Annotated in this window: 23 protein-coding genes; 14 read left to right on the plus strand and 9 right to left on the minus strand. The window is 61.6% G+C overall.

Features of this window, described 5'->3' with window-relative positions; genetic code table 11:
- Positions 1-413: 413 nt before the first annotated feature.
- On the minus strand, positions 414-902 hold the full coding sequence (bkdR, locus tag ACEN83_RS17720; protein ID WP_007976593.1) for a Bkd operon transcriptional regulator BkdR: 489 nt from the start codon (positions 900-902) through the stop codon (positions 414-416).
- 185 nt (positions 903-1,087) lie between these two features.
- Here bkdR and ACEN83_RS17725 point away from each other — a divergent pair, with 185 nt between their 5' ends.
- The 5 genes from ACEN83_RS17725 to ACEN83_RS17745 all read left to right on the plus strand — a co-directional run bounded on the left by ACEN83_RS17725 (position 1,088) and on the right by ACEN83_RS17745 (position 7,322).
- Positions 1,088-2,323 (plus strand): 3-methyl-2-oxobutanoate dehydrogenase (2-methylpropanoyl-transferring) subunit alpha, encoded by a 1,236-nt coding sequence (locus ACEN83_RS17725; protein WP_495577900.1) that lies wholly within the window; start codon positions 1,088-1,090, stop codon positions 2,321-2,323.
- A 1-nt stretch (position 2,324) separates the two neighbouring features.
- Complete coding sequence (locus ACEN83_RS17730; RefSeq protein WP_495577901.1) at positions 2,325-3,383, plus strand: alpha-ketoacid dehydrogenase subunit beta; 1,059 nt, start codon at positions 2,325-2,327, stop codon at positions 3,381-3,383.
- Positions 3,384-4,658 carry a dihydrolipoamide acetyltransferase family protein gene (locus tag ACEN83_RS17735; RefSeq protein WP_495577902.1) on the plus strand — a complete coding sequence of 425 codons (1,275 nt, stop codon included), beginning with the start codon at positions 3,384-3,386 and terminating at the stop codon, positions 4,656-4,658.
- Positions 4,659-4,676: 18 nt separating this feature from the next.
- On the plus strand, positions 4,677-6,059 hold the full coding sequence (lpdA, locus tag ACEN83_RS17740; RefSeq protein ID WP_495577903.1) for a dihydrolipoyl dehydrogenase: 1,383 nt from the start codon (positions 4,677-4,679) through the stop codon (positions 6,057-6,059).
- Between the two features lie 243 nt (positions 6,060-6,302).
- Positions 6,303-7,322 carry a branched-chain amino acid aminotransferase gene (locus tag ACEN83_RS17745; protein ID WP_007976584.1) on the plus strand — a complete coding sequence of 340 codons (1,020 nt, stop codon included), beginning with the start codon at positions 6,303-6,305 and terminating at the stop codon, positions 7,320-7,322.
- Positions 7,323-7,413: 91 nt separating this feature from the next.
- Here the strand turns inward: ACEN83_RS17745 and ACEN83_RS17750 are convergent, their stop codons facing one another.
- Positions 7,414-8,181 carry an ArsR/SmtB family transcription factor gene (locus tag ACEN83_RS17750; protein WP_495577904.1) on the minus strand — a complete coding sequence of 256 codons (768 nt, stop codon included), beginning with the start codon at positions 8,179-8,181 and terminating at the stop codon, positions 7,414-7,416.
- A 79-nt stretch (positions 8,182-8,260) separates the two neighbouring features.
- Between ACEN83_RS17750 and ACEN83_RS17755 the strand changes: the two genes are divergently transcribed.
- The gene (locus ACEN83_RS17755; protein ID WP_495577905.1) at positions 8,261-9,382 is read left to right on the plus strand and encodes a cytochrome P450; all 1,122 of its coding nucleotides are present in this window, start codon (positions 8,261-8,263) and stop codon (positions 9,380-9,382) included.
- Between the two features lie 7 nt (positions 9,383-9,389).
- Here the strand turns inward: ACEN83_RS17755 and ACEN83_RS17760 are convergent, their stop codons facing one another.
- The gene (locus tag ACEN83_RS17760) at positions 9,390-9,863 is read right to left on the minus strand and encodes an MEKHLA domain-containing protein (RefSeq protein ID WP_116582799.1); all 474 of its coding nucleotides are present in this window, start codon (positions 9,861-9,863) and stop codon (positions 9,390-9,392) included.
- Positions 9,864-10,049: 186 nt separating this feature from the next.
- On the opposite strand from ACEN83_RS17760, the gene ACEN83_RS17765 reads away from it, so the two are divergent.
- Positions 10,050-11,081, plus strand: a complete 1,032-nt coding sequence (locus tag ACEN83_RS17765; protein ID WP_495580888.1) for a D-cysteine desulfhydrase family protein — start codon at positions 10,050-10,052, stop codon at positions 11,079-11,081.
- Positions 11,082-11,084: 3 nt separating this feature from the next.
- Here the strand turns inward: ACEN83_RS17765 and ACEN83_RS17770 are convergent, their stop codons facing one another.
- On the minus strand, positions 11,085-11,423 hold the full coding sequence (locus ACEN83_RS17770; protein WP_495577906.1) for an FKBP-type peptidyl-prolyl cis-trans isomerase: 339 nt from the start codon (positions 11,421-11,423) through the stop codon (positions 11,085-11,087).
- Between the two features lie 173 nt (positions 11,424-11,596).
- Between ACEN83_RS17770 and ACEN83_RS17775 the strand changes: the two genes are divergently transcribed.
- Positions 11,597-12,670: a diguanylate cyclase domain-containing protein gene (locus ACEN83_RS17775; RefSeq protein ID WP_495577907.1), complete on the plus strand. Its 1,074-nt coding sequence runs from the start codon at positions 11,597-11,599 to the stop codon at positions 12,668-12,670.
- 160 nt (positions 12,671-12,830) lie between these two features.
- Here ACEN83_RS17775 and ACEN83_RS17780 read toward each other — a convergent pair whose 3' ends face one another.
- On the minus strand, positions 12,831-13,871 hold the full coding sequence (locus tag ACEN83_RS17780; RefSeq protein ID WP_495577908.1) for a M48 family metallopeptidase: 1,041 nt from the start codon (positions 13,869-13,871) through the stop codon (positions 12,831-12,833).
- A 24-nt stretch (positions 13,872-13,895) separates the two neighbouring features.
- Positions 13,896-14,501: a LemA family protein gene (locus ACEN83_RS17785; RefSeq protein WP_495577909.1), complete on the minus strand. Its 606-nt coding sequence runs from the start codon at positions 14,499-14,501 to the stop codon at positions 13,896-13,898.
- Between the two features lie 215 nt (positions 14,502-14,716).
- On the opposite strand from ACEN83_RS17785, the gene ACEN83_RS17790 reads away from it, so the two are divergent.
- On the plus strand, positions 14,717-16,021 hold the full coding sequence (locus ACEN83_RS17790) for an MFS transporter (protein ID WP_495577910.1): 1,305 nt from the start codon (positions 14,717-14,719) through the stop codon (positions 16,019-16,021).
- Between the two features lie 26 nt (positions 16,022-16,047).
- Complete coding sequence (locus ACEN83_RS17795; RefSeq protein ID WP_495577911.1) at positions 16,048-16,824, plus strand: substrate-binding domain-containing protein; 777 nt, start codon at positions 16,048-16,050, stop codon at positions 16,822-16,824.
- Here ACEN83_RS17795 and ACEN83_RS17800 read toward each other — a convergent pair.
- Positions 16,814-17,728, minus strand: coding sequence for a LysR family transcriptional regulator (locus tag ACEN83_RS17800; RefSeq protein WP_495577912.1), 915 nt, complete (start codon positions 17,726-17,728; stop codon positions 16,814-16,816). The genes ACEN83_RS17795 and ACEN83_RS17800 overlap by 11 nt on opposite strands.
- A gap of 156 nt (positions 17,729-17,884) precedes the next feature.
- Here ACEN83_RS17800 and ACEN83_RS17805 point away from each other — a divergent pair, with 156 nt between their 5' ends.
- Both ACEN83_RS17805 and ACEN83_RS17810 read left to right on the plus strand, forming a co-directional pair.
- Entirely contained in the window at positions 17,885-19,693 is a 1,809-nt protein-coding gene (locus tag ACEN83_RS17805; RefSeq protein WP_495577913.1) for a monovalent cation:proton antiporter-2 (CPA2) family protein, read from the plus strand.
- Positions 19,694-19,846: 153 nt separating this feature from the next.
- Positions 19,847-20,944: a DNA alkylation repair protein gene (locus ACEN83_RS17810; RefSeq protein ID WP_495577914.1), complete on the plus strand. Its 1,098-nt coding sequence runs from the start codon at positions 19,847-19,849 to the stop codon at positions 20,942-20,944.
- Positions 20,945-21,077: 133 nt separating this feature from the next.
- Here ACEN83_RS17810 and ACEN83_RS17815 read toward each other — a convergent pair whose 3' ends face one another.
- Positions 21,078-21,965, minus strand: a complete 888-nt coding sequence (locus ACEN83_RS17815; RefSeq protein WP_116582791.1) for a LysR family transcriptional regulator — start codon at positions 21,963-21,965, stop codon at positions 21,078-21,080.
- Between the two features lie 132 nt (positions 21,966-22,097).
- Between ACEN83_RS17815 and ACEN83_RS17820 the strand changes: the two genes are divergently transcribed.
- Positions 22,098-23,744 carry a GMC family oxidoreductase gene (locus tag ACEN83_RS17820; protein WP_495577915.1) on the plus strand — a complete coding sequence of 549 codons (1,647 nt, stop codon included), beginning with the start codon at positions 22,098-22,100 and terminating at the stop codon, positions 23,742-23,744.
- A 215-nt stretch (positions 23,745-23,959) separates the two neighbouring features.
- Positions 23,960-25,582 carry an MFS transporter gene (locus ACEN83_RS17825; RefSeq protein ID WP_104447437.1) on the plus strand — a complete coding sequence of 541 codons (1,623 nt, stop codon included), beginning with the start codon at positions 23,960-23,962 and terminating at the stop codon, positions 25,580-25,582.
- 54 nt (positions 25,583-25,636) lie between these two features.
- Here the strand turns inward: ACEN83_RS17825 and ACEN83_RS17830 are convergent, their stop codons facing one another.
- Complete coding sequence (locus ACEN83_RS17830; RefSeq protein WP_008046975.1) at positions 25,637-26,005, minus strand: DUF427 domain-containing protein; 369 nt, start codon at positions 26,003-26,005, stop codon at positions 25,637-25,639.
- Positions 26,006-26,218 lie beyond the last annotated feature (213 nt).

A 26,218-nucleotide genomic window follows, 5' to 3' on the forward strand; every position in this document is an offset into this window, starting at 1 on the left:
CCCCTGTAGGAGCTGCCGCAGGCTGCGATCTCTTGATTCTGGCGAAAGGTAGATCCCTGAAGATCAAAAGATCGCAGCCTTCGGCAGCTCCTACACAGCGCCATCCTAGATTTTCAGGTGCCACCTGAAAGCCCCCATCAATCAGCTCTGCCCCTGTAGGAGCTGCCGCAGGCTGCGATCTCTTGATTCTGGCGAAAGGTAGATCCCTGAAGATCAAAAGATCGCAGCCTTCGGCAGCTCCTACACAGCGCCATCCTAGATTTTCAGGTGCCACCTGAAAGCCCCCATCAATCAGCTCTGCCCCTGTAGGAGCTGCCGCAGGCTGCGATCTCTTGATTCTGGCTAAAGGTGGCTCTCTGAAGATCAAAAGATCGCAGCCTTCGGCAGTTCCTACACAGCACGATCCTTGATTTTCAGTTGCCCAACGTCAGGCCATTGGCCGGCAGCGGCAGCGCGGTCTTGTACCGCACCTGCTTGAGCGCAAAGCTTGATCGAATGTTCGCCACCCCGGGCACCTTGGTCAGGAAATCCATCATGAAACGCTCCAGCGACTGGATGGTCGGCACCAGCACCCGGATCAGGTAGTCCGGGTCGCCGGCCATCAGGTAGCACTCCATCACCTCGGGGCGGTCCGAAATCGCCTCTTCGAAATGCTGCAACGCCTCCTCCACCTGCTTCTCCAGGCTGACGTGAATGAACACGTTCACGTGCAACCCCAGCAGGTCGGCATCGAGCAGCGTCACTTGCTCGCGGATCACCCCCAGTTCTTCCATGGCCTTGACCCGGTTGAAACACGGCGTCGGCGAGAGGTTCACCGAGCGTGCGAGGTCGGCATTGGTGATGCGCGCATTCTCCTGAAGGCTGTTGAGAATGCCGATGTCGGTACGGTCCAGTTTGCGCATGAGACAAAACCACCTGTTTTTTTTGTTTATGCAGGTTTTTTATCTGCAAATGATCTTTGGTGCAACGAAACAGAGAGAAATATTCTTCTTGGGCGGGCCTATGATTGTTGTAGGACAAGATTTCTTCTACCGAACGAAATCTGTCAGCTCACTACAAGAAATTCACAAGATCGAGCGTAGAAGCCATGACCCAAGCGTATGAACCGCTGCGCCTGCACGTCCCCGAACCCTCGGGCCGTCCCGGCTGTAAAACCGACTTCTCCTACCTGCATCTGACCGATGCCGGCACGGTGCGCAAACCCCCAATCGACGTTGAACCGGCTGACACGGCTGACCTGGCCCGTGGCCTGATCCGCGTGCTCGACGACCAGGGCAATGCCCTTGGGCCGTGGGCCGAAAACGTGCCGGTGGAGATCCTGCGCAAGGGCATGCACGCCATGCTCAAGACCCGCATCTACGACAACCGCATGGTGGTCGCCCAGCGTCAGAAAAAGATGTCGTTCTACATGCAGAGCCTCGGCGAAGAAGCCATCGGCAGCGCCCAGGCCCTGGCCTTGAACATCGACGACATGTGCTTCCCGACCTACCGCCAGCAAAGCATCCTGATGGCCCGCGACGTACCGCTGGTCGACCTGATCTGCCAGCTGCTGTCCAACGAGCGCGATCCGCTCAAGGGCCGGCAATTGCCGATCATGTACTCGGTCAAGGAGTCCGGTTTCTTCACCATCTCCGGCAACCTCGCCACCCAGTTCATCCAGGGCGTGGGCTGGGGCATGGCCTCGGCGATCAAGGGCGACACCAAAATCGCTTCGGCCTGGATCGGCGACGGCGCCACCGCCGAGTCGGACTTCCACACCGCGCTGACCTTCGCCCACGTGTACCGCGCGCCGGTGATCCTCAACGTGGTCAACAACCAGTGGGCGATCTCCACCTTCCAGGCAATCGCCGGTGGTGAAGCCACCACCTTCGCCGGTCGCGGCGTCGGTTGCGGCATTGCCTCCCTGCGGGTCGACGGCAACGATTTCTACGCCGTGTATGCCGCCTCCGCCTGGGCCGCCGAACGTGCGCGCCGCGGCCTCGGCCCGACCATGATCGAATGGGTCACCTACCGCGCCGGCCCGCACTCGACCTCCGATGATCCGTCGAAATACCGCCCTGCCGATGACTGGAGCCACTTCCCGCTCGGCGATCCGATTGCGCGCCTCAAGCAGCACCTGATCAAGGTCGGCCAGTGGTCCGAAGAGGAACACGCCGCGGTCAGCGCCGAGCTCGAAGCCCAAGTGATCGCTGCTCAGAAAGAAGCCGAACAGTACGGCACCCTCGCCGGCGGCCAGATTCCAAGCGCTGCGACCATGTTCGAAGACGTCTACAAAGAGATGCCGGAGCACTTGAAGCGCCAGCGTCAAGAGTTGGGGATCTGACATGAACGATCACAACAACAATATCGAGCTGGAAACCGCCATGACCACGACCACCATGACCATGATCCAGGCCCTGCGCTCGGCCATGGATGTGATGCTTGAACGTGACGACAACGTCGTGGTCTTCGGCCAGGACGTGGGCTACTTCGGCGGCGTGTTCCGCTGCACCGAAGGCCTGCAGAACAAGTACGGCACCTCCCGGGTGTTCGACGCGCCGATCTCCGAAAGCGGCATCGTCGGTGTCGCCGTGGGCATGGGCGCCTACGGCCTGCGCCCGGTGGCCGAGATCCAGTTCGCCGACTACGTCTACCCGGCCTCCGACCAGATCATTTCCGAAGCCGCACGCCTGCGTTATCGCTCGGCAGGCGAGTTCACCGCACCGATGACCCTGCGCATGCCGTGCGGCGGGGGCATCTACGGCGGCCAGACCCACAGCCAGAGCATCGAAGCGATGTTCACCCAGGTCTGCGGTTTGCGCACGGTGATGCCGTCCAACCCGTACGACGCCAAGGGCCTGTTGATCGCCTCCATCGAAAACGATGACCCGGTGATCTTCCTCGAGCCGAAACGCCTGTACAACGGCCCGTTCGACGGTCACCACGACCGCCCGGTAACCCCGTGGTCGAAACACCCTGCCGCGCAAGTGCCGGACGGTTACTACACCGTGCCGCTGGACGTCGCTGCGATCACCCGTCCGGGCAAGGACGTCACCGTGCTGACCTACGGCACCACGGTGTACGTCTCGCAAGTCGCTGCTGAAGAAAGCGGCGTTGACGCCGAAGTCATCGACCTGCGCAGCCTGTGGCCGCTGGATCTGGAAACCATCGTCAAATCGGTGAAAAAGACCGGCCGTTGCGTGGTGGTGCACGAAGCGACCCGTACCTGCGGTTTCGGTGCCGAACTGGTGTCGCTGGTGCAAGAGCATTGCTTCCACTACCTGGAAGCGCCGATCGAACGCGTCACCGGTTGGGACACCCCTTACCCGCACGCGCAAGAGTGGGCGTATTTCCCAGGGCCGTCCCGAGTGGGCGCGGCGTTGAAACGGGTCATGGAGGTCTGAATGGGCACGCACGTCATTAAAATGCCGGACATTGGTGAAGGCATTGCAGAAGTTGAATTGTCGGTCTGGCACGTCAAGGTCGGCGACATGGTCGTCGAAGATCAGGTGCTGGCCGATGTCATGACCGACAAGGCGATGGTCGATATCCCGTCGCCGGTGCATGGCAAGGTGATTGCCCTCGGTGGCCAGCCGGGCGAAGTCATGGCGGTTGGCAGTGTGCTGATCAGCATTGAAGTCGAAGGCGCGGGCAACGTTAAGGAGTCGGCGCAACCGGCTCCTGTGAAAGAAGCGCCAGTCGCAGCACCGAAAGTCGAAGCCGTGGTGGAAAGCAAACCGGTCGCGGCCCCAGCGCCGCCGAAAGCGGCTGTCTGCCAGGGCCCGATAGTGGCTCGCGCGGCCGATGAACGTCCGCTGGCCTCCCCGGCCGTGCGCAAGCATGCACTGGACCTGGGCATTCAGCTGCGCCTGGTGCGTGGCAGCGGCCCGGCCGGCCGCGTGCTGCATGAAGACCTGGACGCCTACCTGGCTCAGGGTCAGTCGAATGCATCGACGGTCAGCAGCGCTTACACCCAGCGCACCGACGAACAGCAGATCCCGGTGATCGGCATGCGCCGCAAGATCGCCCAGCGCATGCAGGACGCCACCCAGCGCGCCGCCCACTTCAGCTACGTCGAGGAAATCGACGTCACCGCCGTGGAAGAGCTGCGTGCGCACCTCAACGAAAAACACGGTGCGACTCGCGGCAAGCTGACCTTGCTGCCGTTCCTGGTCCGCGCCATGGTCGTCGCCCTGCGCGACTTCCCGCAGATCAACGCCCGCTACGACGATGAAGCCCAGGTCATCACCCGCCTCGGCGCCGTGCATGTCGGTATTGCCACGCAAGCCGATATTGGCCTGATGGTGCCGGTGGTACGTCACGCCGAAGCCCGCAGCCTGTGGGACAGCGCAGCGGAAATCTCGCGTTTGGCCACCGCCGCGCGCAATGGCAAGGCCAGCCGCGATGAGCTGTCCGGCTCGAGCATCACCCTGACCAGCCTCGGCGCCTTGGGCGGCATCGTCAGCACGCCGGTGCTGAACCTGCCGGAAGTGGCGATTGTCGGCGTGAACAAGATCGTCGAACGGCCGATGGTGATCAAAGGCCAGATCGTGGTCCGCAAGATGATGAACCTCTCCAGCTCCTTCGATCACCGCGTGGTCGACGGCATGGACGCGGCGCTCTTCATCCAGGCCATTCGTGGCCTGCTCGAACAACCCGCCACGCTCTTTGTCGATTAAGCATTTGTGGAGAAAGTCATGCAGACCCTGAACACCACGCTGCTGATCATCGGCGGCGGCCCCGGCGGCTATGTGACGGCGATCCGCGCCGGCCAGCTGGGCATCCCGACTATCCTGGTGGAAGGCCAATCCCTGGGCGGCACCTGCCTGAATATTGGCTGCATCCCGTCCAAGGCACTGATTCACGTCGCCGAGCAGTTTCATCAGACGCAGCAGCACCATCAGCTGTCGGCCCTGGGCATCAGCGTTTCAGCGCCGACCCTCGACATCACCAAGAGCGTCGAATGGAAAGACGGCATCGTCGATCGCCTGACCACCGGCGTTGCCGCGCTGCTGAAAAAGAACAAGGTCCAGGTCATTCAAGGCTGGGCCAAAGTGGTTGACGGTAAAACCGTCGAGGTCGGCGACACACGCATCCAGTGCGAGCACCTGGTGCTGGCCACCGGTTCGAAAAGCGTGAACTTGCCGATGTTGCCGATTGGCGGGCCGATCATCTCGTCCACCGAAGCCCTGGCGCCGACATCCGTGCCCAAGCGTTTGATTGTGGTCGGCGGTGGCTACATCGGTCTGGAACTGGGCATTGCCTATCGCAAGCTCGGCACCGAGGTCAGCGTGGTGGAAGCGCAGGAGCGCATCCTGCCGGCCTACGACGCCGAACTGACCCAGCCTGTGCACGATGAACTGAGAAAACTCGGCGTGAAGCTTTACTTGAAACATAGCGTGCAAGGCTTTGATTCAGAACAACATACCTTGCAAGTACTGGCCCCGAACGGCGCGACCCTGAACCTGGAAACCGACCAGGTGCTGGTGGCCGTCGGTCGCAAGCCGAACACCCAGGGCTGGAACCTCGAAGCGCTGAACCTGGACATGAACGGTTCGTCGATCAAGATCGACAACCGTTGCCAGACCAGCATGCGCAACGTCTATGCCATCGGCGACCTGAGCGGCGAACCGATGCTCGCGCACCGGGCCATGGCCCAGGGCGAGATGGTCGCCGAGCTGATCAGCGGTAAATCCCGCGAGTTCAACCCGACCGCCATCGCCGCCGTGTGCTTCACCGACCCGGAACTGGTGGTGGTCGGCAAGACTCCGGACGAGGCCAGGACAGCAGGCCTGGACTGCATCGTGTCGAGCTTCCCGTTCGCCGCCAATGGCCGGGCGATGACACTGGAGTCGAAAAGCGGCTTCGTGCGTGTGGTCGCCCGTCGGGACAATCATGTGATTGTCGGCTGGCAGGCGGTGGGGGTTGGCGTGTCCGAATTGTCCACGGCGTTCGCGCAAAGCCTGGAGATGGGTGCGCGGCTGGAAGACATCGGCGGCACCATCCATGCGCATCCGACGCTCGGTGAGGCGGTGCAGGAAGCGGCGTTGCGTGCGCTGGGACATGCGTTGCACCTTTGATTCAGGGTGATTGATGGTGGCTGTGTTGGCCTCTTCGCGAGCAAGCCCGCTCCCACAGGGGAATGCATTTCAAATGTGGGAGCGGGCTTGCTCGCGAATTCTCAAGGTCAACGCGAATTATCTGCTGATCAGCCGATAGTCTGGGCTGCGATTTAGCCCAAGAATGAAGTATTGTTGTGCCCATCCGGAAAAACGTCAGAAGCCTTGAACCGTTTCGGCGGTTGTTAAGTGATAGAGGGTGTCATGGGTAACGAAAGCATCAATTGGGACAAGCTGGGTTTTGACTACATCAAGACCGACAAGCGCTATCTGTCGTACTTTCGCAATGGCGAATGGGACAAGGGCACCCTGACCGAAGATAACGTGCTGCACATCAGCGAAGGCTCCACTGCCCTTCACTATGGCCAGCAATGCTTCGAAGGCATGAAGGCCTATCGTTGCAAGGACGGCTCGATCAACCTGTTCCGCCCGGACCAGAACGCCCTGCGCATGCAGCGCAGCTGCGCCCGTCTGCTGATGCCGCAAGTCGACACCGAGCAATTCATCGAAGCCTGCAAGGCCGTGGTCCGCGCCAACGAGCGTTTCATTCCGCCGTACGGCACCGGCGGCGCGCTGTACCTGCGCCCGTTCGTGATCGGCGTGGGTGACAACATCGGCGTGCGTACCGCCCCCGAGTTCATCTTCTCGATCTTCTGCATCCCGGTCGGCGCCTACTTCAAGGGTGGCCTGACCCCGCACAACTTCCAGATCTCCAGCTACGACCGCGCGGCGCCACAAGGCACCGGTGCGGCCAAGGTCGGTGGCAACTACGCCGCCAGCCTGATGCCGGGCTCCAAGGCCAAGAAAGCCCACTTTGCCGACGCCATCTACCTGGATCCGATGACCCACACCAAGATCGAGGAAGTCGGTTCGGCCAACTTCTTCGGGATCACCCACGACAACAAGTTCGTGACCCCGAACTCGCCATCGGTACTGCCGGGCATCACCCGTCTGTCGCTGATCGAGCTGGCCAAGACCCGTCTGGGCCTGGAAGTGGTTGAAGGCGACGTGTTCATCGACAAGCTCTCCGACTTCAAGGAAGCCGGTGCTTGCGGTACTGCGGCGGTGATCACGCCGATTGGCGGCATCGACTACAACGACCACCTGCACGTGTTCCACAGCGAAACCGAAGTCGGCCCGGTCACCCAGAAGCTCTACAAAGAGCTGACCGGCGTGCAAACCGGCGACATCGAAGCGCCAGCGGGCTGGATCGTCAAGGTCTGACCTGACGCCAGACGCACAAAAGCCCCCCATCGGGTGACTGACGGGGGGCTTTTTCATGGCCGAATGAAAAGATCGCAGCCTTCGGCAGCTCCTACAGGGGGTATTTCGCGGCCACTGTAGGAGCTGCCGCAGGCTGCGATCTTTTGCTCTTCTCTTCAATATCCAACCGCAACTCAAGCCCAAACCGCCCCGCCATCTCCTTGCGCCCCAACGCCGTCAACGCCAACGCCCGACTGTCCAGATCCTGGGTCACCCACTGGCGCTTGAGCGCCGTTTGCAGCAACGCCGCGCCCAGCGACCCGCCCAGATGCGGCCGGCGCATGCTCCAGTCCAGGCACGGACAGGCAAAGCGGCGGCGCAAGGTGCTCAAGTCCTGTACGTCGATCCCGAGCCCCTGAAACATTGCCGAACCACTGTCACTCAAGCGATAGGCCTGTTCGTCGGTTTCCTCCAGCCAGCCCGCTTCGAGCATCCGGTCGTGTAGCAATACCGCCAGGGTGCCCGCCATGTGGTCGTAGCAGGTGCGGGCAAACTGCAGGCGATCCGGGGTCCGCGCCTGGAAGCGCGGCGCCGTGTTCTGGCCGATCACCATCAGCGCTTCCAGGGCCTGGGCAACGCGTTTGTCCGCCAGGCTGTAATAGCGGTGACGTCCCTGGACGTGCAGCCGCACCAGCGCCAGCTCCTTGAGTCTGGCCAGGTGGGCACTGGCGGTCGACGCGCTGACTTCGGCCACCGCCGCCAGTTCGGTGCTGGTGCGGGCGTGGCCGTCCATCAGCGAACAGAGGATTTTCGTCCGCGCTGGCTCCGCGATAGCCGCCGCCACCTGCGAGACGCCCATGTCGTGTTGTTCTGCGCTCATATTTCGCTCCCGGACGAATCAACGCCCTTTCGGACTGGAGATAGTAGCAATACTTTCCAACAACAGAAGGCTGTGACCCATGGACCCGATCATCGCTGTGACCCATGCCGATCCTTATCCCTACTACGCACAACTGCGTGCCGAAGGCGGGCTGGCTTTCCATCCGGGGCTGAACATGTGGGTGGCCAGCAGCGCTCGGGCGGTGACTGCCGTGCTGGCGCATGCCGATTGCCAGGTTCGCCCCGCGCAGGAGCCAGTCCCCAGGGCGATTGCCGATGGCATGGCCGGCCAGGTGTTCGGCCAGTTGATGCGCATGAATGAGGGTGAGCGCCAGCGTTGTCCACGGTCGGCGATTGCGCCAGGGCTGGAGTTGATCGATACGCAGGAAGTCGAGAGTCTGGTCAGCGCCCGGTTGATCTCCGCCGACGCCGTCGGCCTGCACAACGCAATGTTCCGTGGGCCGGTGTGCGTGGTGGCGGCGTTGCTGGGATTCACCCCGGCTCAGGGTCGAATCATCAGTGAACTGACGGCGGACTTCGTGGCTTGCCTGTCGCCCTTGAGCACCTCGGCACAGCTGGCTGCCGCCCATGCCGCCGCCGAACAACTGAGCGGTTACTGTGTCGAGCTTTTGGCCGATCCGGACAACCACAGCCGCCTGCTTGCTGGCATCCGCCAGCGCTTCACCGGCGGCGCACCGCAAATGCTGATCGCCAACCTGATCGGCCTGTTTTCCCAGACGTTCGACGCCACGGCCGGGCTGATCGGCAACACTGTGCTGGCGTTGATTCAACACCCGCCGTTACTCAGCCAATCCCCCCATGTCGACGATCTGCTGGCCGAAGTGCAGCGCTTTGACCCGCCGGTACAGAACACCCGTCGCTTCGTCGCCGCACCCTGCGAGATTGACGGCACAAGGCTGAATGCCGGGGACGTGATCCTGGTGCTGCTGGCCTCGGCCAATCGCGACCCACAGCTCAACGACAACCCCGACGACCTCCTGCTCGACCGCCCGAACCGGCGCAGCTTCACCTTTGGTGCGGGGCGCCATCAATGTCCGGGGCAGGCACTGGCGTTGAGCATCGCTGGCGCTACCGTCCGGCACATTCTGGCGATGAAGCCGGAACTGGATCGCCTGACCTGGGATTACCGCCCGTCCGCCAATGGACGAATTCCGCTGTTCAGGGATTGGCCGGTCGCTTGATCGACGCTCACTCCAACTGCCCAACCCGTGCAGCATCCGGCCAGAACAACGCCGCCTGCCCCAAACGCACACCCTGCTGATCAACCAGCGTCCACACCTTGCCTTCATGAATCATGAAGGCATTGCCCTGCCGATCCACCCGATAACCGCTGTAGCCATGCGCTATGCCATGGGCCGTGACCTGCTCCAGCAGGGTCTGGCGCCGGGCGCGGTCCAGTGGCGAGGCGCTGAAGCGTGAGGGCATGCCCAGAAACTCCGGGCGCGGGTACTTGAAGCACGCCAGCGCCTGTTCATTGGCGTAGAAGAAAAGTGGGTCGTCTTCAGTACCGTGGGCCAGCAAACTGTAGGGCGCGTGGGCGTGCAGCCAATGCAGGCGCTCCCTTCCTGCCAGCGACGGCGGTGCTGGCAGATGTTCGCCGGTCCAGTGCCGATAAGACTCATCCAGCAGTTCGATCGCCATGGCGTATTCGTTGATTGGCAACCCGCCCTCTCCTAATCAGATCCTGGTTTCAAACCCGGCCCAGCCTAACCAAAGCCGCCAGAAAAGTCCTGCTGCCCGGTTGATTGGTTACACCGGGTTAAAACAGTCATGACGGGAAGTGCATTTATCCCGCAGGCCTTTCTCCATAAAGTCACCTGGATCATGGTGAACAACGAGGCTCGATTGATGCAGACCCCACTGGACAAGTCACTGAGTGTTTTTGCGCGGGCCGACCTGCTGCAAGGTCCCACGCCCATTCAGCGGGCTGCGCGACTCGAACAACGGCTGGGCCTGGACAAACAGGGGATCGGCCTGTTTCTCAAACGCGACGACCATATGTTGATCGGCGCGGGCGGCAACAAGCTGCGCAAGCTTGAATTCCACATCGGCGCGGCGCTGCAAGCCGGAGTCGATACGATCATTACCGTAGGCGGCATCCAGTCCAATCATGCTCGTTTGACCGCCGCGGTGTGCGCCCGGCTGGGCATCGCCTGCGAGTTGTTCCTGACCCGGGCCGTGGCCAAAGCCGAGGTGGATTACGAACTCAATGGCAACGTGCTGCTCGACCAGTTGTTCGGCGCGCAGATGCAAGTGTTTGCCGGCGGTACCGATTCACTGGCCAAAGCCGAGGCCAGGGCGGCGCAGCTTCGGGATGGCGGACGCAAGGTGATGGTGCTGCCGACTGGTGGTTCAACGCCCCTGGGTAGCCTGGGTTATGCCCGCTGCGCAGCGGAAATCGCCCGGCAAGAGGCCGAACTGCAACTCACGTTCAATCAAGTGGTGGTCCCCAATGGCAGCGCCGGAACGCATGCCGGGCTCGCGGCGGGCTTCCAGTTGCTGGGCCGGGGTACCTGCGTGGTCAAATCGTTCTCGGTGTTGTCCGACCAGGACTCATCAGCCGCGAGAACCCTACAACTGACCCGCGAGACATTGGCGCTACTGGGCAGTGACGCCGAGGTGCAGACGGCCGGGATGGTGATCGACGGCAGCCAGCTGGGTGCCGGCTATGGCCTGCCAACCGCCGCCATGCAGGACGCGGTACGCCTGATGGCGCGTGCCGAAGGCCTGCTGGTCGACCCGGTGTACTCCGGCAAAGCCTTCGCGGGAGTACTGGCCGACCTGCAGCAAGGGCGCTTCGCTCCCGGGGACAATGTGCTGTTCGTCATGACCGGCGGTACACCCGGCCTGTATGCCTATCGGGAAACCTTTCAGGCCTGACGGTCAATCATCCCGCGTCAGCACTTCCAGCAATTCAATTTCGAAGATCAGGTTCGAATTCGGCGTGATCTTGCCCATGGTGCGTTCGCCATAGGCCAGGTGCGCCGGCACCAGCAACTTGCGCTTGCCACCGACCTGCATGCCCATGATGCCCTGGTCCCAGCCCTTGATGACCCGCCCGGTGCCGATCACGCACTGGAAGGGTTTGCCTCGGTTGTAGGACGAATCGAATTCGCTCCCATCCTCCAGCCAGCCACGGTACTGGGTAGTGATCAGCGCGCCTTTTACCGCAGCTTTTCCGTCACCCAACTTAAGATCGATAACCTGAAGCTCGTCATTCATTGAATTCACTCGTATGCTCACTCGCCCACAAGGGCCCGATGGGCGCCGTTTTCCCAGATTTGCCCGCAATTGGCAACCATTGCCGTCACCGCGCGCCGCGTTCAAAGCTGTTGGCTGAACTAAAATAATCAACTATTACCCGTACGGTTCAACGCCCTGATGGCCATGCCCGAATGATCCTGCTCTGGACCAGCGTCATCCTTGGTTCGACGACGCTTACCCTGATCGTCGCGCTGGTCTGGCGCGAACACTCGCTGCACAAGCAACTGGCGCAGTACCGCGCGATCATCAACAGCCTGTCCGAAGGCCGGAACATCCATCAGGATGGCGACGCCGAGCGCTTCAAGCGCAGCCAGTATTTCGCTCGCATCGGCACCTGGGATTGGGATGTCGACACCGACCGCCTGTACTGGTCCGACGCGATTTTCGGCATGTTCGGGTTCAAGATTGGCGAAGTGACGCCCTCCTACGCCCTGTTCTGCTCCTGCGTGCATCCCGACGACCGGCTGAGGGTCCGGGCCGGCGAACTGCGCTGCCTGGAAACCGGCGAAAACCATGATGAGGAGTACCGCGTGGTCTGGCCCGACGGCACGATCCGCTGGCTGCGGGAAACCGGTAACGTGGTCAAGAATGACCACGACGAGACGATCAAGATGATGGGCGTGGTACGAGACATCACCGAAGAAAAGGCCTCGGCCAACTACCTCAAGCACCTGGCCCATTTCGACCCGCTGACCGGCCTGCCCAATCGCCTGGTGCTCGAAGAGCGCCTGTCCGAAGCGCTGGAGCAGGCGCGCGCCAGCGCAACGCGGGTGGCGCTGGTGTTTGTCGATCTCAATGGTTTCAAGGCGATCAATGACCGCTATGGCCATGCGGCCGGCGACCGTGTGCTGGTCACTACCGCCACACGGCTCAAACGCATTCTGCGCGGCTCCGACACCGTCGCCCGGATCGGTGGCGACGAATTCGTGGTCATCCTCCAGGACTTGCCCCAAGGCAACAGCCTGCAGGACGAAGCGCGCACCATCTGCCAGAACATCTTCGCCGAGCTCTCCCCGCCCATCACCATCGGCAACGACCAGCGCCACATCGGCACCAGCCTGGGCGTCGCCGTGTTCCCCGATCATGCGCCGAGCATTGATCGCCTGCTGCACATTGCCGACCTGGCGATGTACGAGGCCAAGCGCAGCGGGAACAATCAGTATCGGCTGGGCACCGAGAGCGTGGTGCGGTTGTATAGCCAATAAGGCTGCGTCGTCCGACTACGCCAGTTCCGGAAAGATTCGCGACTCTTTGCGGTTTGTAGATCAGGCACGGTACCGATGGGTCAATGATCACCCCGGCAAACAGACAGCCCAACACCCTCCACGACTGGAGACACTCGAGCGGTGCTGATCGTTGTTCCTGCTAAACGCTCACTTTCTTCTTTCTACGCTGGAACCCTGGCGCCTTGACGGCAGGAAACACGCCATCCCACTGCGCATCGATGCGCCAGATTCGCTCACTCAAATCAGGATGACTGGCCAGCAAACGGTCCAGGGACGAAGTCCCGCCCGCACAGAAGTACAGGTGACTGAACTCGTCTGCCCGGTCTGCGCCCATGTGCGAGCCTTGCGCATGGCCGCCAATTTTTTTCAATGCGCCGGCAATACTGTGTGGGTTACGGGTGTACTGCACCGCGGTGGCATCAGCCAGAAACTCCCGTTGCCGACTTACGGCGGCCTTGATCAGGCTGGCCATAAAACTCCCGGCAAACCCGGCGATGCACAAAACCACGCCGACCAGCAGGGCCACCAGCTTAAGACGGTTGTCACCGTTCTCACGGTTACTGACTCGACTCACTCTCAGCAGTATCAGACTGCCCGCCAGGCCAAGCACCAGCAAGCCGTTGACGGTCGCCAGCATGTGCATGTTCAGGCGCATATCGCCGTTGAAGATGTGGCTGAACTCATGGGCAATCACCCCTTGCAGTTCTTCGCGTGTGAGCAGCGATATCGCCCCCTGCGTCACGCCGATCACTGCGTCCTGCGGAGTGAACCCGGCCGCGAAGGCGTTGATGCTCTCATCCGGTAGCAGATAGATTGGCGGTACGGTCATGCCCGAGGCGAGAGCCATTTCTTCGACGACGTTGATCAGGCGCTGCTCTTCGAGCGTTCGGGCGCCTTGATTGATCAGACGCCCGCCCAGGCTTTCGGCGATGACTTTGCCTCCGTGCCGTAGTTCTGCGTATTTGAACAAACTGCCCATCAGTACGACGGCGGTGATGACCGATGCCGTAATCTGCACCGCTTCCCAGTTGATCGCCAGAGCATCGCTGCCATCGTCGGCATGTTTGAGGCTGAAAACGAGGGAAGTCATGGTGATCAGGCTCAGCACCGCCAGGATCATCAATATCACGAGTAGCGCCGTTCGGTGTCTGGACTGACGCTGTTGTTCAAAAAAGTTCATCGGACCGTCCGTGGGCAAATTGCGTCAGAAGGAAACCTGGGGGGCTTGTTGAATGGACGCGGTGTCGGAAAACTCCAGCGGTGTAGCGTCGGCGGCATGGCCGAAGCGGGCTGCCAACAGCACGGCGGGGAAGCTCTGCTTGAGATTGTTGTAAGCCAGCACGGCATCGTTGTACAACTGACGTGCGAACGTCACTTTGTTTTCGGTGCTGCTGATCTCTTCACTCAGTTGCTGCATGGTCTGCGAAGCCTGGAGTTCAGGGTAGGCTTCCAGGGTGACGTTCAGACGCCCCATGGCGCTGTTGAGTGCGCCATCAGCCAGACTCAGTTGTGCAATATTGCGCGCATCACCCGGTTGCGCCTGGGCTGCCTTGAGCCCGGCCAACGCGGTATTGCGTGCGGTAACGACGGCCTCAAGGGTTTCGCGCTCGTGGGCCAGATAGCCCTTGGCGGTTGCTACCAGGTTAGGGATCAGGTCGTAGCGCCGCTTGAGTTGAACCTCAACCTGCGCGAAGGCATTTTTGATTTCGTTGCGACGGGCGACCAAACCGTTGTAGAGCCCGATCGCATACAGAATGCAGAGAGTCAGAACGGCCAGAATGACCAGCAGGATGATGCCGTTAGTACTCATGGTGTGATGTCCTTGTTCACGCAGGGGGAATATTGCGCAGGATGTTAACGGAATATCCTGTTTTATGTGAGCACGCGCATTGATCCGCTTTGCACATCAATGCATGCCAACTATGCAATTAACATATCGATGCCCCTGCTCCACTATCCGCCCTAATAAGAACCGTGCGCCGCGTCCAGCCGGCGCACGTCATAAAAGCGGTGGAGTACAGATCAATGACAGCATCAATCCAACGGCCCGCGACTGCCGGTCGCTCCCGGGCCAGCGCAATCTTCCGGGTCACCTCGGGCAACTTCCTCGAACAGTTCGACTTCTTTCTTTTTGGTTTCTATGCCACGCAGATCGCTGCCGTGTTCTTTCCGGCCAGCAGCGAATTCGCCTCGCTGATGATGACCTTTGCCGTGTTCGGTGCAGGCTTCCTGATGCGTCCATTGGGCGCCGTGGTGCTGGGTGCCTACATCGATGATGTGGGTCGACGCAAAGGCTTGATCGTGACCCTGTCGATCATGGCCAGCGGCACCATCCTGATAGTGCTGGTGCCCGGTTACGAGACCATCGGTTTGTTCGCCCCGGCCCTGGTGCTGATCGGGCGGCTGCTGCAGGGCTTTTCCGCCGGTGCGGAACTGGGTGGCGTGTCGGTGTATCTCGCCGAAATCGCCACACCCGGCCACAAGGGCTTTTTCACCAGTTGGCAGTCGGGCAGCCAGCAAGTGGCGATCATCGTCGCCGCCGCACTGGGTTACGCCTTGAACCAGTGGATGGCGCCGAGTGTGATTGCCGACTGGGGCTGGCGGATTCCGTTCTTCGTCGGCTGCATGATCGTGCCCTTCATCTTCCTGCTGCGCCGCAACCTGGAAGAAACCGAGGAGTTCGCCACCCGTAAACACCGTCCGAGCATGAGTGAGGTGTTCCGCACCCTGGGGCAAAACTGGCTGATCGTGTTCGCCGGCATGATGATGGTCGCCCTGACCACCACTGCGTTCTACCTGATCACGGTGTACGCACCGACCTTCGGTAAAACCGTCCTGCACCTGAGCACGTCCGATGCGCTGCTGGTGACATTGCTGGTGGGTGTTTCGAATTTCATCTGGCTGCCGATTGGCGGTGCACTTTCCGACCGTATCGGTCGACGCCCGGTGTTGATCGCCATGGCATTGCTGGCCATCGCCACCACTTACCCGGTGCTGACCTACCTGGTGAACGCGCCCAGCTTCATCCACATGCTGCTGGTGCTGTTGTGGCTGTCGTTCATCTACGGCCTGTACAACGGCGCGATGATCCCGGCGCTGACGGAGATCATGCCCGTGGAAGTCCGGGTGGCCGGTTTCTCCCTCGCCTATAGCCTGGCCACGGCCGTGTTCGGCGGGTTCACCCCGGCGATGTCGACCTTGCTGATCCAGTACACCGGCGACAAGGCGGCGCCGGGCTACTGGATGAGTTTTGCAGCACTGTGCGCACTGTGCGCGACGCTCATGCTCTATCGCCGCGCCTCGAATCATCTGCAACCGGTGGCGTCGTGAACCTGCCCTTGATCGAGAACACAATCATGAAAAAACAGTTCGGTTTTGCCGCCATCGCGTTGGTGGCCAGCCTTGGATTGAGCGGCATTGCCCAGGCTGAAGAGATCCGTGTGATGACCTCCGGCGGCTTCACGGCGGCCTACAAGATCCTCGGCCCGAAGTTCGCCGCCGCCACCGGCAACACCCTCGACACCGCGCTAGGTCCCTCCATGGGCAAGGCCCCGGAAGCGATCCCCAATCGCCTGGCCCGGGGTGAGCAAGCCGACGTGGTGATCATGGTCGGGTACGCCCTGGACGATCTGATCAAACAGGGCAAGGTCGACCCTGCTTCACGGGTCGAACTGGCGGATTCGCGCATTGGCCTGGTGGTGCGCGAAGGTGCACCGAAGCCGGACATCAGCAATGTCGAGGGCCTGAAAAAGACATTGCTCGAGGCGAAATCGGTGGCCTACTCCGACAGTGCCAGCGGCGTGTACATCGAGCAGCAGCTGTACAAACGCCTGGGGATCGAAGACCAGCTCAAGCGCAAATCGACGATGGTGCCGAAAGTCCCGGTGGGCTCGGTGGTTGCCACTGGCGATTATCAATTGGGCTTTCAGCAGGTCAGCGAATTGTTGCCAGTGCCGGGGGTGAGCTTCGTGGCGAAGATTCCGGAGTCCGTGCAATCGGTGACCCGGTTTGCCGCCGGCATCCCGGTAGGGGCACAGCACCCGGCCGAAGCCAAGGCCTTGCTGGAATACCTGGCCTCGACCCAGGCTCAACCGGATGTGAAAGCGACCGGACTGGACTCGGTCAGTCGCTGACCGGCGGCTGCAGGACTTTCATCTCCACCACCAGCCGTTCCAGCTCCAATGCCGCCGGGGTCAGGGTTCGACCCCGGCGCTTGATCAGACCGACGCTGCGCATCACTTGCGGATCGGTCAGCGGCACCCGCGTCAGGATCGGATGATCCGCCGCCGGCATCGCCATCAACGGCACCGCCGCCACGCCCAACCCGGCCTCCACCAGACCGATCATGGTGGTCACATGGCGGGTTTCACAAATACTCGACCGCTGCGGCACCACGCCGGTCAACGCCTGATCCAGCAGAAAGCGGTTGCCCGAGGTTTTATCCAGCGAGATGTAATCCTGCCGATAGAACTCGTCCCAGGTGACACTGCTGCGCCCCGCCAGCGGATGATCGCGCCGGCACGCCACGACATACCCTTCCTGCACCAGGGGCTCGAAATCCACTTCGGCCTCCAGCGTGCCCATGAAGCTCAGGCCGAAATCCGCTTCGCCATTGACCACCGCGCTCAAGACGTCGTGGGCGCTCGAGTCCAGCACCTTGACCTTGATCCGCGGAAACTGCCGGTGATAGTGCGCGATCACCCGCGGCATGAAGTAGTAAGCCGCCGAGGGTACACAGGCGACCGTGACATGGCCGAGCCGGGTCGAAGCGACTTCGCTGATGCCCAGCAATGCCACGTCCAGATCGTCCAGCAGGCGCTCGACGCTGGGCATGAAACCCCGTCCGGCCTGGGTCAGGCTGACCTTGCGCGTGGTGCGCTCGAACAGGCGCACGCCAAGGGCATCTTCGAGTTTTTCGATCCGCCGGCTCAACGCGGGCTGGGAAATGCGCACCGTATCGGCGGCCTTGCGAAAACTGCCCTGCTCGACCACGGCACGGAAGGCTTGCAGGTCATTGAGGTCGAAGTTGATCGCCATGGGGTTACTCGCCAGCGACGCTGATTGATCAGCGAATCCTATAAATGTAACTAACTAATGCAAATTGTAACATCTGAGGCCGAGCGCTTTGCTGACGCCGAAGGGCTCAGCCTTTATTCTTGTCACCCCCGCTGTACCGAGTCCTGGAGTTTTCCAATGCCCCATGAAGGCAACCTGCTACAAGCCGCTGTCGTGTTCCTGATGGCGGCCGTGCTCATCGTTCCATTGGCCAAGCGCCTGCAACTGGGGGCGGTCCTGGGCTATCTGTTCGCCGGAGTGATCATCGGCCCGTCGGTGCTGGGGTTGATCGACAACCCGCAAAGCGTCGCGAACATTTCCGAACTTGGCGTGGTGTTGCTGCTGTTCATCATCGGCCTGGAGCTGTCGCCACGACGCTTGTGGGTGATGCGCAAATCAGTGTTCGGCGTGGGCCTGGCGCAAGTGCTGCTGACCGGCACGGTGATTGGCGTGGTGGCTTTGTATTTGTTTGGCCAGCCGTTGAACACTGCGATCGTCCTCGGCCTGGGCCTGGCGCTGTCGTCCACGGCGTTCGGCCTGCAAAGTCTGGCTGAACGCAAGGAACTGACCAGCCCTCACGGGCGACTGGCGTTCGCGATCCTGTTGTTTCAGGACATCGCCGCGATCCCCCTGATCGCCATGGTGCCGCTGCTCGCCGGTGGCGATCACAGCACCAGCGCCAGCGAAAACCTGAACCATGGCCTGCAAGTGCTGGCCAGCATCGCCGTGGTGGTGATCGGCGGGCGTTACCTGCTGCGGCCGGTGTTCCGCGTGGTGACCAAGACCGCGTTGCCGGAGGTCTCCACCGCCACCGCGTTGCTGGTGGTGATCGGCACGGCCTGGCTGATGGAACTGGTCGGTATTTCCATGGCCCTTGGCGCCTTCCTCGCCGGCCTGCTGCTGGCGGACTCCGAGTATCGCCATGAACTGGAAGCCCAGATCGAACCGTTCAAGGGCCTGTTGCTGGGGCTGTTTTTCATCAGCGTCGGCATGGGCGCGAATCTGAGCCTGTTGCTGAGCATGCCGGTCGCGGTGCTGGGCCTGACCCTGCTGCTGATCGCGATCAAACTGCCGCTGCTGTTTATTGTCGGCCGCCTGGCAGGAGGTCTGAAGAACGTCAGTGCGATCCGCCTGGGTATCGTCTTGGCGGCCGGCGGTGAATTTGCCTTTGTGGTGTTCAAGATCGGTCGCGATCATGGGCTGTTCGCCGCCGGGCTGTATGACTTGCTGGTGTTAACCATCACCCTGTCCATGGCCGTGACGCCGCTATTGCTGCTGGTTTGCGCACGCCTGGTCAGCCCGAAAGTGCAACCGGTGGAAGTACCGGAGAAGTTCCGCGAAATCGACGCCGACGCGCCACGGGTGGTGATCGCCGGGATGGGCCGCATGGGCCAGATCGTTGCGCGGATTCTGCGCGCACAGAACATCAAGTTCGTGGCCCTCGACACCTCGGTGGAAACCATCGAGCTGTCCCGCAGCTTCGGTGGCGTGCCGGTGTTCTACGGCGACCCGATGCGCCCGGAAATCCTCAGCGCGGCCAAAGTCGGCGAAGCCGAGTTTTTTGTGATCGCCACAGACGACCCGAACACCAACATCAAGACCGCCGAACTGGTGCGCAAGCTCTACCCGCATATGAAAATCATCGCCCGCGCCCGTAACCGTCAGCATGTGCACCGGCTGATGGACGTCGGTGCCCACGCCGTGCGCGAGACCTTTTTCTCGAGCCTGGAAATGAGCCGGCAAACCCTGATCGGGTTGGGATTGACCCATGCCCAGGCCGATGCACGGATCAAGCGGTTCAAGCAGCACGACGAAGAGGTGCTGGAAGCCCAGCACGCGGTGTATGACGACGCCGTGAAAGTGATGCAGACGGCACAGGAAGCGCGGGCGGAACTGGCCAGGTTGTTCGAGTCGGATCAACTGCAGGAGCAGGCGGGCAAGAAATGAGGCGGGGCCCCTTCGCGAGCAAGCCCGCTCCCACACTGGATCTGAGCTGCTCACAAATATTGAGCCTGGCAGAGTCCCCTTGTGGGAGCGGGCTTGCTCGCGAAGAACGATAACGCGGTGTGACGGAATAACCACAATTTCAAAGGAACCACCATGGCCGACCAACCTGCCCCCGCCCTCAAGGAAATCTTCAACACCGAGCGCCTCCAGCACATCGCCACAGAAATGACGGCGGTGTACCCCGATTTTGACGGCAGGAAATTCCTCAAGCTGGCCCAGTCCGGCCTGGCAGACCTCAGCGTCATGCAGCGCATGGCCCGGGTCAGCGAATGCCTGCACGCAGTGCTGCCGCTGGACTATGAAGCATCGCTACAGGTGCTGCGCGCCCTCGCGCCACGCCTGAACAGCGGTTTCGTCAGCATGTGCCTGCCGCACTACGTCGCCCGCTACGGCGCCCATGCGTTCGAGCAGTCGATGGACGCGCTGAAGTACTTCACCGCTTTCGGCTCTTCGGAATTCGCGATCCGCCACTTTCTGCGCAACGACCTCCAACGTTCGCTCGAGCTGATGCACGACTGGTCGATGGACGACAACGAACACGTACGCCGCCTGGCCAGTGAAGGTTGCCGGCCACGCCTGCCCTGGTCATTCCGCCTGGAACCCGTCCAGGCCGACCCGACACTCGCCGCGAAGATCCTCGACAACCTAAAGGCCGACACCAGCCTGTACGTGCGCAAATCCGTGGCCAACCACCTCAACGACATCACCAAGGACCACCCAGGCTGGGTGCTGGACCTGATCGAAGGCTGGTCGCTGGACAACCGGCACACCGCATGGATCGCCAGGCACGCCCTGCGCAGCCTGATCAAACAGGGCAACCAGCGGGCACTGGCGATCATCGGCGCGGGCGGCAAGCCTGAAGTCGAGATCGTCGATGTGAAAGTCGAACCGCCGGTGATTGGCCTGGGGGAAAAGATCACCCTGTCGTTTGCCATCAGATCCACGGTAGAAAGCAGCCAGCGCCTGGTGATCGACTACGCCATCGATTACGTCAAGGCCAACGGCAGCACCTCGGCGAAGGTCTTCAAGCTAAAGGCACTGACACTGCCCGGCAACGCCAGCGAAGTCGTCAGCCGTGGGCAGCAGATCAAGGAACTCACCACCCGCCGGCATTATGCGGGGCGCCATGCGGTGCATGTCATGGTCAATGGCGAGCGGTTGGCCAGCACGGCGTTCGAGATTGTTGCTTAAGCCTCAAGATGGATATTGGATGTTTTGCAGCCTTCGCGGGCAAGCCCGCTCCCACAGGGATCTGCTGCGTTACACAGTTGGAGTGGACAGCACAAAAACCTGTGGGAGCGGGCTTGCCCGCGATGGCGTCAGGTCAGCCACCCAGTAGCAACCCCTGCTCCCGCTCACACAACTCCACCACATAATCCCAAAGCACCCGCAACCGCACCGACTTGTGCAACTCCCGGCGAGTGCTGATCCAGTAACTGCGCTGGATGCTTTCGTCCGGCAACAGCGGCACCAGCCCCGGATCGGCACTGGCCATGTAACACGGCAGCACCGCGATCCCCAGACCCGAGCGCGCAGCCTGTTGCTGGGCGATCACGCTGGTGCTGTGAAACACCACCTGCGGGTTGCGGCAGAAGCTGTTGAGGAACATCAGTTCCTGGCTGAACAGCAAGTCGTCGACGTAGCCGATCCAGGCATGACGCCCCAGATCCTCGCGACTGCGCAACGGCGGCGAACGATCGAGGTACTCCTGGCTGGCATACAACGCCAGGCGATAGTCAGTGAGCTTGCGGGTGACCAGCATGTCGGCGGCCGGGCGTTCGAGGTGGATGCTGATTTCCGCCTCGCGGTTGAGGATGCTGACAAACCGCGGCACCGCCACCAGCTCCACTTCCAGCCCCGGATAGCGTTCGAACAAGCCGTTCATGCGACTGGCGAGAAACATGATGCCCAGCCCTTCGGTCACGCCGACGCGGATCTTGCCCAGCGGCGCGGTGGATTGGGTGATTTCCTCCTGGGCCAGCAGCGCCACGTTCTCCATCGCCTCGGCGTGTTTGAGCAACGCCTCGCCCGCCGGGGTCATCTCATAACCCTGGGCATGCTGGACGAACAATGCCGTACCGAGGCTCTTTTCGATGGCCTCGATGTGCCGCGCCACGGTGGCATGGGTGGTGTTCAAGCGCCGGGCAGCCGTGAGCAAACGCCCGCTGCGCTGCAACTCGAGAAAAAACCGCAGGTCATTCCAGTCGAACATGAAGCGTCCTTGTTCGTTGCCGTTCGGGATGCTGTTTAAAAACGCACAGCGGCTGCGCAAAAACTAACATTCTTTTGACGAAAGCTAACAACTAGGATGACAGACAACAAGAACAACAAAACGAGGTCAGGGATGCAGGCTTCCCTTGATGAATACGATTACATCGTGGTCGGAGCCGGGCCGGCCGGGTGTCTGCTGGCCAATCGACTGTCGGCCAACCCTAAACATCGCGTGTTGTTGCTTGAAGCCGGCGGCCGCGACAACTACGCGTGGATTCACATCCCCGTGGGTTACCTGTACTGCATCGGCAACCCGCGCACCGACTGGTGCTTCAAGACCGAAGCGCAACCGGGCCTGCAAGGTCGCGCCCTGAGCTATCCGCGAGGCAAGGTACTGGGCGGCTGCTCCTCCATCAACGGCATGATCTACATGCGCGGCCAGGCCGGTGACTACGACCGCTGGGCCGCCGACGGCAACCCCGGCTGGAGCTGGCAAGACGTGTTGCCGCTGTTCAAGCAGAGTGAAAACCACTTCGCCGGCGCCGCCGAATTTCACGGCGACGCGGGTGAATGGCGCGTCGAACGCCAGCGCCTGTCGTGGCCGATTCTCGACGCCTTCCGCAATGCTGCCGAACAAAGCGGCATCGCCAGCATCGATGACTTCAACCAGGGCGACAACGAAGGTTGCGGCTACTTCCAGGTCAATCAGAAAGCCGGCATCCGCTGGAACGCGGCCAAGGCGTTTCTCAAGCCGATTCGCCAACGCCCCAATCTCACAGTGCTGACCGGTGTCGAAGTCGACCGTGTGCTGCTGGACAATGGCCGCGCCTCGGCAGTCAGCGCCCGCTGGCAAGGCGCGGTGAAGACCTTCAAGGCGCGCAAGGAGATCGTCCTCTGTGCCGGTTCGGTCGGGTCGCCGGGCATCCTGCAACGCTCCGGCATCGGCCCGCGCCCACTGCTGGAACGGCTGGGCATTGGCGTCGCCCATGAGCTGCCCGGTGTCGGCGGCAACCTGCAGGATCACCTGCAACTGCGCCTGATCTACAAGCTGGAAAATGCCCGCACCCTGAACCAGATGGCCGGCAGCCTGTGGGGCAAGCTGGGCATGGGCCTGCGCTACCTGTATGACCGCAGCGGCCCGCTGTCCATGGCGCCGAGCCAGTTGGGCGCCTTTGCCCGCTCGGGGCCGGAACAGACATCAGCCAACCTCGAATACCACGTGCAGCCGCTGTCGCTGGAGCGCTTTGGCGAACCGCTGCATGGGTTCCCGGCGTTCACCGCATCGGTCTGCGATCTACGCCCGCAAAGCCGTGGCCGGGTGGATATCCGCTCGGCGGATCCGCAACAAGCACCGCTGATCCAGCCCAATTATTTGAGCCACCCGGAAGACCTGCGGGTCGCCGCCGACGCCATTCGCCTGACCCGGCGCATCGTCGCCGCCCCGGCCCTGCGCGCCTTCAATCCGGTGGAATACCTGCCCGGCGCCAGCCTGCAAAGCGAGGAACAACTGCACGAAGCCGCCGCGCGCATCGGCACCACGATTTTCCACCCCGTGGGCACCTGCCGCATGGGCAACGACGCCGACGCCGTGGTCGATGCGCAACTCAAGGTCCATGGCATCCCCGGCCTGCGCATCGCCGATGCCTCGATCATGCCGCGCATCACCTCCGGCAACACCTGCTCGCCGACGCTGATGATTGCAGAGAAAGCGGCTCAACTGATCCTCAACCCCGAAACAAGGACCTTTGCCCCGGAAAAGGAGATCCCCACCAACGCCTGAAAACCACACACGGCCCCCGTAGGAGCTGCCGAAGGCTGCGATCTTTTGATCTTTAAGAACAAGATCAAAAGATCGCAGCCTTCGGCAGCTCCTACACCGGCCATTCAACGAACGAGTACATAAGCAAACCCGATGCATGGACAGTAGCGGCACCCGCCCACAAGGCCGGCGCCGACAGTGGAACAACAAAAACAATCACTGTGAGGGATACCGGTATGTCAGAACACGTTCAGCCCCTGGAAGCCGTGCGCAGCGCGGGCACCAGCCAGGAAACCCAGAAAGTCATCTTCGCGTCGTCCCTCGGGACCGTTTTCGAGTGGTACGACTTTTTCCTCTATGGCGCCCTCGCGGCGGTCATCAGCAAACAGTTCTTCGCCGGGGTCAACGACACCACGGCGTTCATCTTTGCGCTGATGGCCTTCGCCGCCGGTTTCATCGTCCGGCCGTTCGGCGCGCTGGTGTTCGGTCGGTTGGGGGACATGATCGGGCGCAAGTACACCTTCCTCGCCACCATCATCCTCATGGGCCTGGCGACGTTCTGTGTCGGGCTGCTGCCGACCTATGCCAGCATCGGCATCGCCGCGCCGATCATCCTGGTGGTGCTGCGCATGCTCCAGGGCCTGGCCCTGGGCGGTGAATACGGTGGCGCCGCGACCTATGTCGCCGAACACGCGCCCATGGGCAAGCGCGGCTTCCACACCAGCTGGATTCAATCCACCGCGACCCTGGGCCTGCTGCTCTCGCTGCTGGTGGTGCTGGGCTGCCGCTACTTCACCGGCGATCAGTTCGAAGTCTGGGGCTGGCGCATTCCGTTCCTGTTTTCCATCGTGCTGCTGGGCATCTCCACCTGGATTCGCCTGAGCCTGCACGAGTCGCCGGCCTTCGTGAAAATGAAAGAGGAAGGCAAGCTGTGCAAACAGCCGATTCGCGATTCCTTCGGCAAATGGGAAAACCTCAAGGTGGTGTTGATCGCGCTGTTCAGCATCAATGCCGGGCAAGCGGTGACCTTCTACGCCGCGCAATTCTATGTGCTGTTCTTCCTCACCCAGTTCCTGAAAATGGACCCGGCCGTGGCCAACGGCCTGCTGATTGTCAGCGTGACCATTGGCGCCCCTTTCTTCATTTTCTTTGGCTGGCTGTCGGACAAGGTCGGACGCAAACCGGTGCTGATGATCGGCCTGCTGCTGGCCACAGCGCTGTACTTCCCGATCTTCAAGACCCTGGCCCACTACGCCAACCCGGCCATCGACCAGGCCAGCCGCCAGGCACCGATCACCGTGATGGCCGACCCGGCCACCTGCACCTTCCAGTTCGACCCGGTGGGCAAGGCGAAATTCGACAGCCCGTGCGACAAGGTCAAGACCTTCCTGGTCAAGCAGGGCTTGCCCTACCAGAGCGCAGCGGCCCCGGCCGGCAGTGGCGTGCAGGTGAGCGTCGGTGACGTGAAGATCGATGGTTTCGACGAAGCCGCCCTGCGCGGCGCCGTGACCCTCGCCGGCTACCCGCAACAGGCGGACATGCAACAGATCAACAAACCGATGATCGTGGCGCTGATTGTCGCGCTGATCATCATCTCGGCCATGTGCTACGGCCCGCTGGCGGCGTTGATGGTCGAACTGTTCCCGACCCGCATCCGCTATACCTCGATGTCCCTGCCCTACCACATCGGCAACGGCTGGTTCGGCGGTTTCCTGCCGACGGTGTCGTTCGCGCTGGTGGTGTACACCGGGGACATCTTCTACGGGCTGTGGTATCCGGTGGTGATCACAGGGGTGAGCCTGGTGGTGGGGATGATATGCCTGCGTGAGACGCGTAACGTCGACCTCGACAAGAACTGAGGTCATGCCTGCCGACGAGGGAGCTGGCTCCCTCGTCGCGGCGATCAGCTCCAATCAAACTTCGGCGTCAAGCAACTCGAACTTCACCTGATCCGGGTAGAACGCCAGGTATCCGCGGATTTGCTCCACCGACACCTTGGGGTCTTCGTAGCTCCACACCGCGTTGGCACTCTCATGCCCCGGCACCTGCAGACTGAAATAACTCGCATCGCCCTTGTACGGGCAATAGCTGGTGTGGTCGGTGCGGGCGAAATATTTCTCGTCGATATCCTCCCGCGGCACGTAGTACACCGGCGGGTAGTTGGCTTCCAGCAACACCAGCGCGCGAGCCGAAGCGGCGACCTGAATGCCGTGGAACCTCACCAGCAGACAGCCAGGCTGCTCGGCGATGGTGATGACAGGGCTAGGACCGGAGCTTTTCATGGAAAACGTTCCTCATGACGGTGATGGACCTGCAAATCGATGCTGTGGGAGCGTGGCTTGCCCGCGATGGGCTGCGCAGCAGCCCCAAAACCTGAGACCACGACTTATCAGGTATAACCCAAGTTTCCCCCTCCCGATGGCTTCACAGCCGAACGGAGCCTGCCGGCACAGTCCGTCGGCACGACATATAAAACTGTACATCCATACAGATAA

The sequence above is a fragment of the Pseudomonas sp. Pseusp49 genome (assembly GCF_059491875.1).

Bases quoted from the DNA above. Each gene is read 5' to 3' on its own strand.
- ACEN83_RS17825 (WP_104447437.1), top strand. From the start codon at position 23,960: ATGTCAGAACACGTTCAGCCCCTGGAAGCCGTGCGCAGCGCGGGCACC.
- ACEN83_RS17750 (WP_495577904.1), bottom strand. From the start codon at position 8,181: ATGAGCGCAGAACAACACGACATGGGCGTCTCGCAGGTGGCGGCGGCT.
- bkdR (WP_007976593.1), bottom strand. From the start codon at position 902: ATGCGCAAACTGGACCGTACCGACATCGGCATTCTCAACAGCCTTCAG.
- ACEN83_RS17790 (WP_495577910.1), top strand. From the start codon at position 14,717: ATGACAGCATCAATCCAACGGCCCGCGACTGCCGGTCGCTCCCGGGCC.
- ACEN83_RS17745 (WP_007976584.1), top strand. From the start codon at position 6,303: ATGGGTAACGAAAGCATCAATTGGGACAAGCTGGGTTTTGACTACATC.
- ACEN83_RS17755 (WP_495577905.1), top strand. From the start codon at position 8,261: ATGGACCCGATCATCGCTGTGACCCATGCCGATCCTTATCCCTACTAC.
- ACEN83_RS17805 (WP_495577913.1), top strand. From the start codon at position 17,885: ATGCCCCATGAAGGCAACCTGCTACAAGCCGCTGTCGTGTTCCTGATG.
- ACEN83_RS17785 (WP_495577909.1), bottom strand. From the start codon at position 14,501: ATGAGTACTAACGGCATCATCCTGCTGGTCATTCTGGCCGTTCTGACT.
- ACEN83_RS17830 (WP_008046975.1), bottom strand. From the start codon at position 26,005: ATGAAAAGCTCCGGTCCTAGCCCTGTCATCACCATCGCCGAGCAGCCT.
- ACEN83_RS17765 (WP_495580888.1), top strand. From the start codon at position 10,050: ATGCAGACCCCACTGGACAAGTCACTGAGTGTTTTTGCGCGGGCCGAC.
- ACEN83_RS17820 (WP_495577915.1), top strand. From the start codon at position 22,098: ATGCAGGCTTCCCTTGATGAATACGATTACATCGTGGTCGGAGCCGGG.
- ACEN83_RS17795 (WP_495577911.1), top strand. From the start codon at position 16,048: ATGAAAAAACAGTTCGGTTTTGCCGCCATCGCGTTGGTGGCCAGCCTT.
- lpdA (WP_495577903.1), top strand. From the start codon at position 4,677: ATGCAGACCCTGAACACCACGCTGCTGATCATCGGCGGCGGCCCCGGC.
- ACEN83_RS17815 (WP_116582791.1), bottom strand. From the start codon at position 21,965: ATGTTCGACTGGAATGACCTGCGGTTTTTTCTCGAGTTGCAGCGCAGC.
- ACEN83_RS17770 (WP_495577906.1), bottom strand. From the start codon at position 11,423: ATGAATGACGAGCTTCAGGTTATCGATCTTAAGTTGGGTGACGGAAAA.
- ACEN83_RS17800 (WP_495577912.1), bottom strand. From the start codon at position 17,728: ATGGCGATCAACTTCGACCTCAATGACCTGCAAGCCTTCCGTGCCGTG.
- ACEN83_RS17735 (WP_495577902.1), top strand. From the start codon at position 3,384: ATGGGCACGCACGTCATTAAAATGCCGGACATTGGTGAAGGCATTGCA.
- ACEN83_RS17725 (WP_495577900.1), top strand. From the start codon at position 1,088: ATGACCCAAGCGTATGAACCGCTGCGCCTGCACGTCCCCGAACCCTCG.
- ACEN83_RS17730 (WP_495577901.1), top strand. From the start codon at position 2,325: ATGAACGATCACAACAACAATATCGAGCTGGAAACCGCCATGACCACG.
- ACEN83_RS17810 (WP_495577914.1), top strand. From the start codon at position 19,847: ATGGCCGACCAACCTGCCCCCGCCCTCAAGGAAATCTTCAACACCGAG.
- ACEN83_RS17775 (WP_495577907.1), top strand. From the start codon at position 11,597: ATGATCCTGCTCTGGACCAGCGTCATCCTTGGTTCGACGACGCTTACC.
- ACEN83_RS17780 (WP_495577908.1), bottom strand. From the start codon at position 13,871: ATGAACTTTTTTGAACAACAGCGTCAGTCCAGACACCGAACGGCGCTA.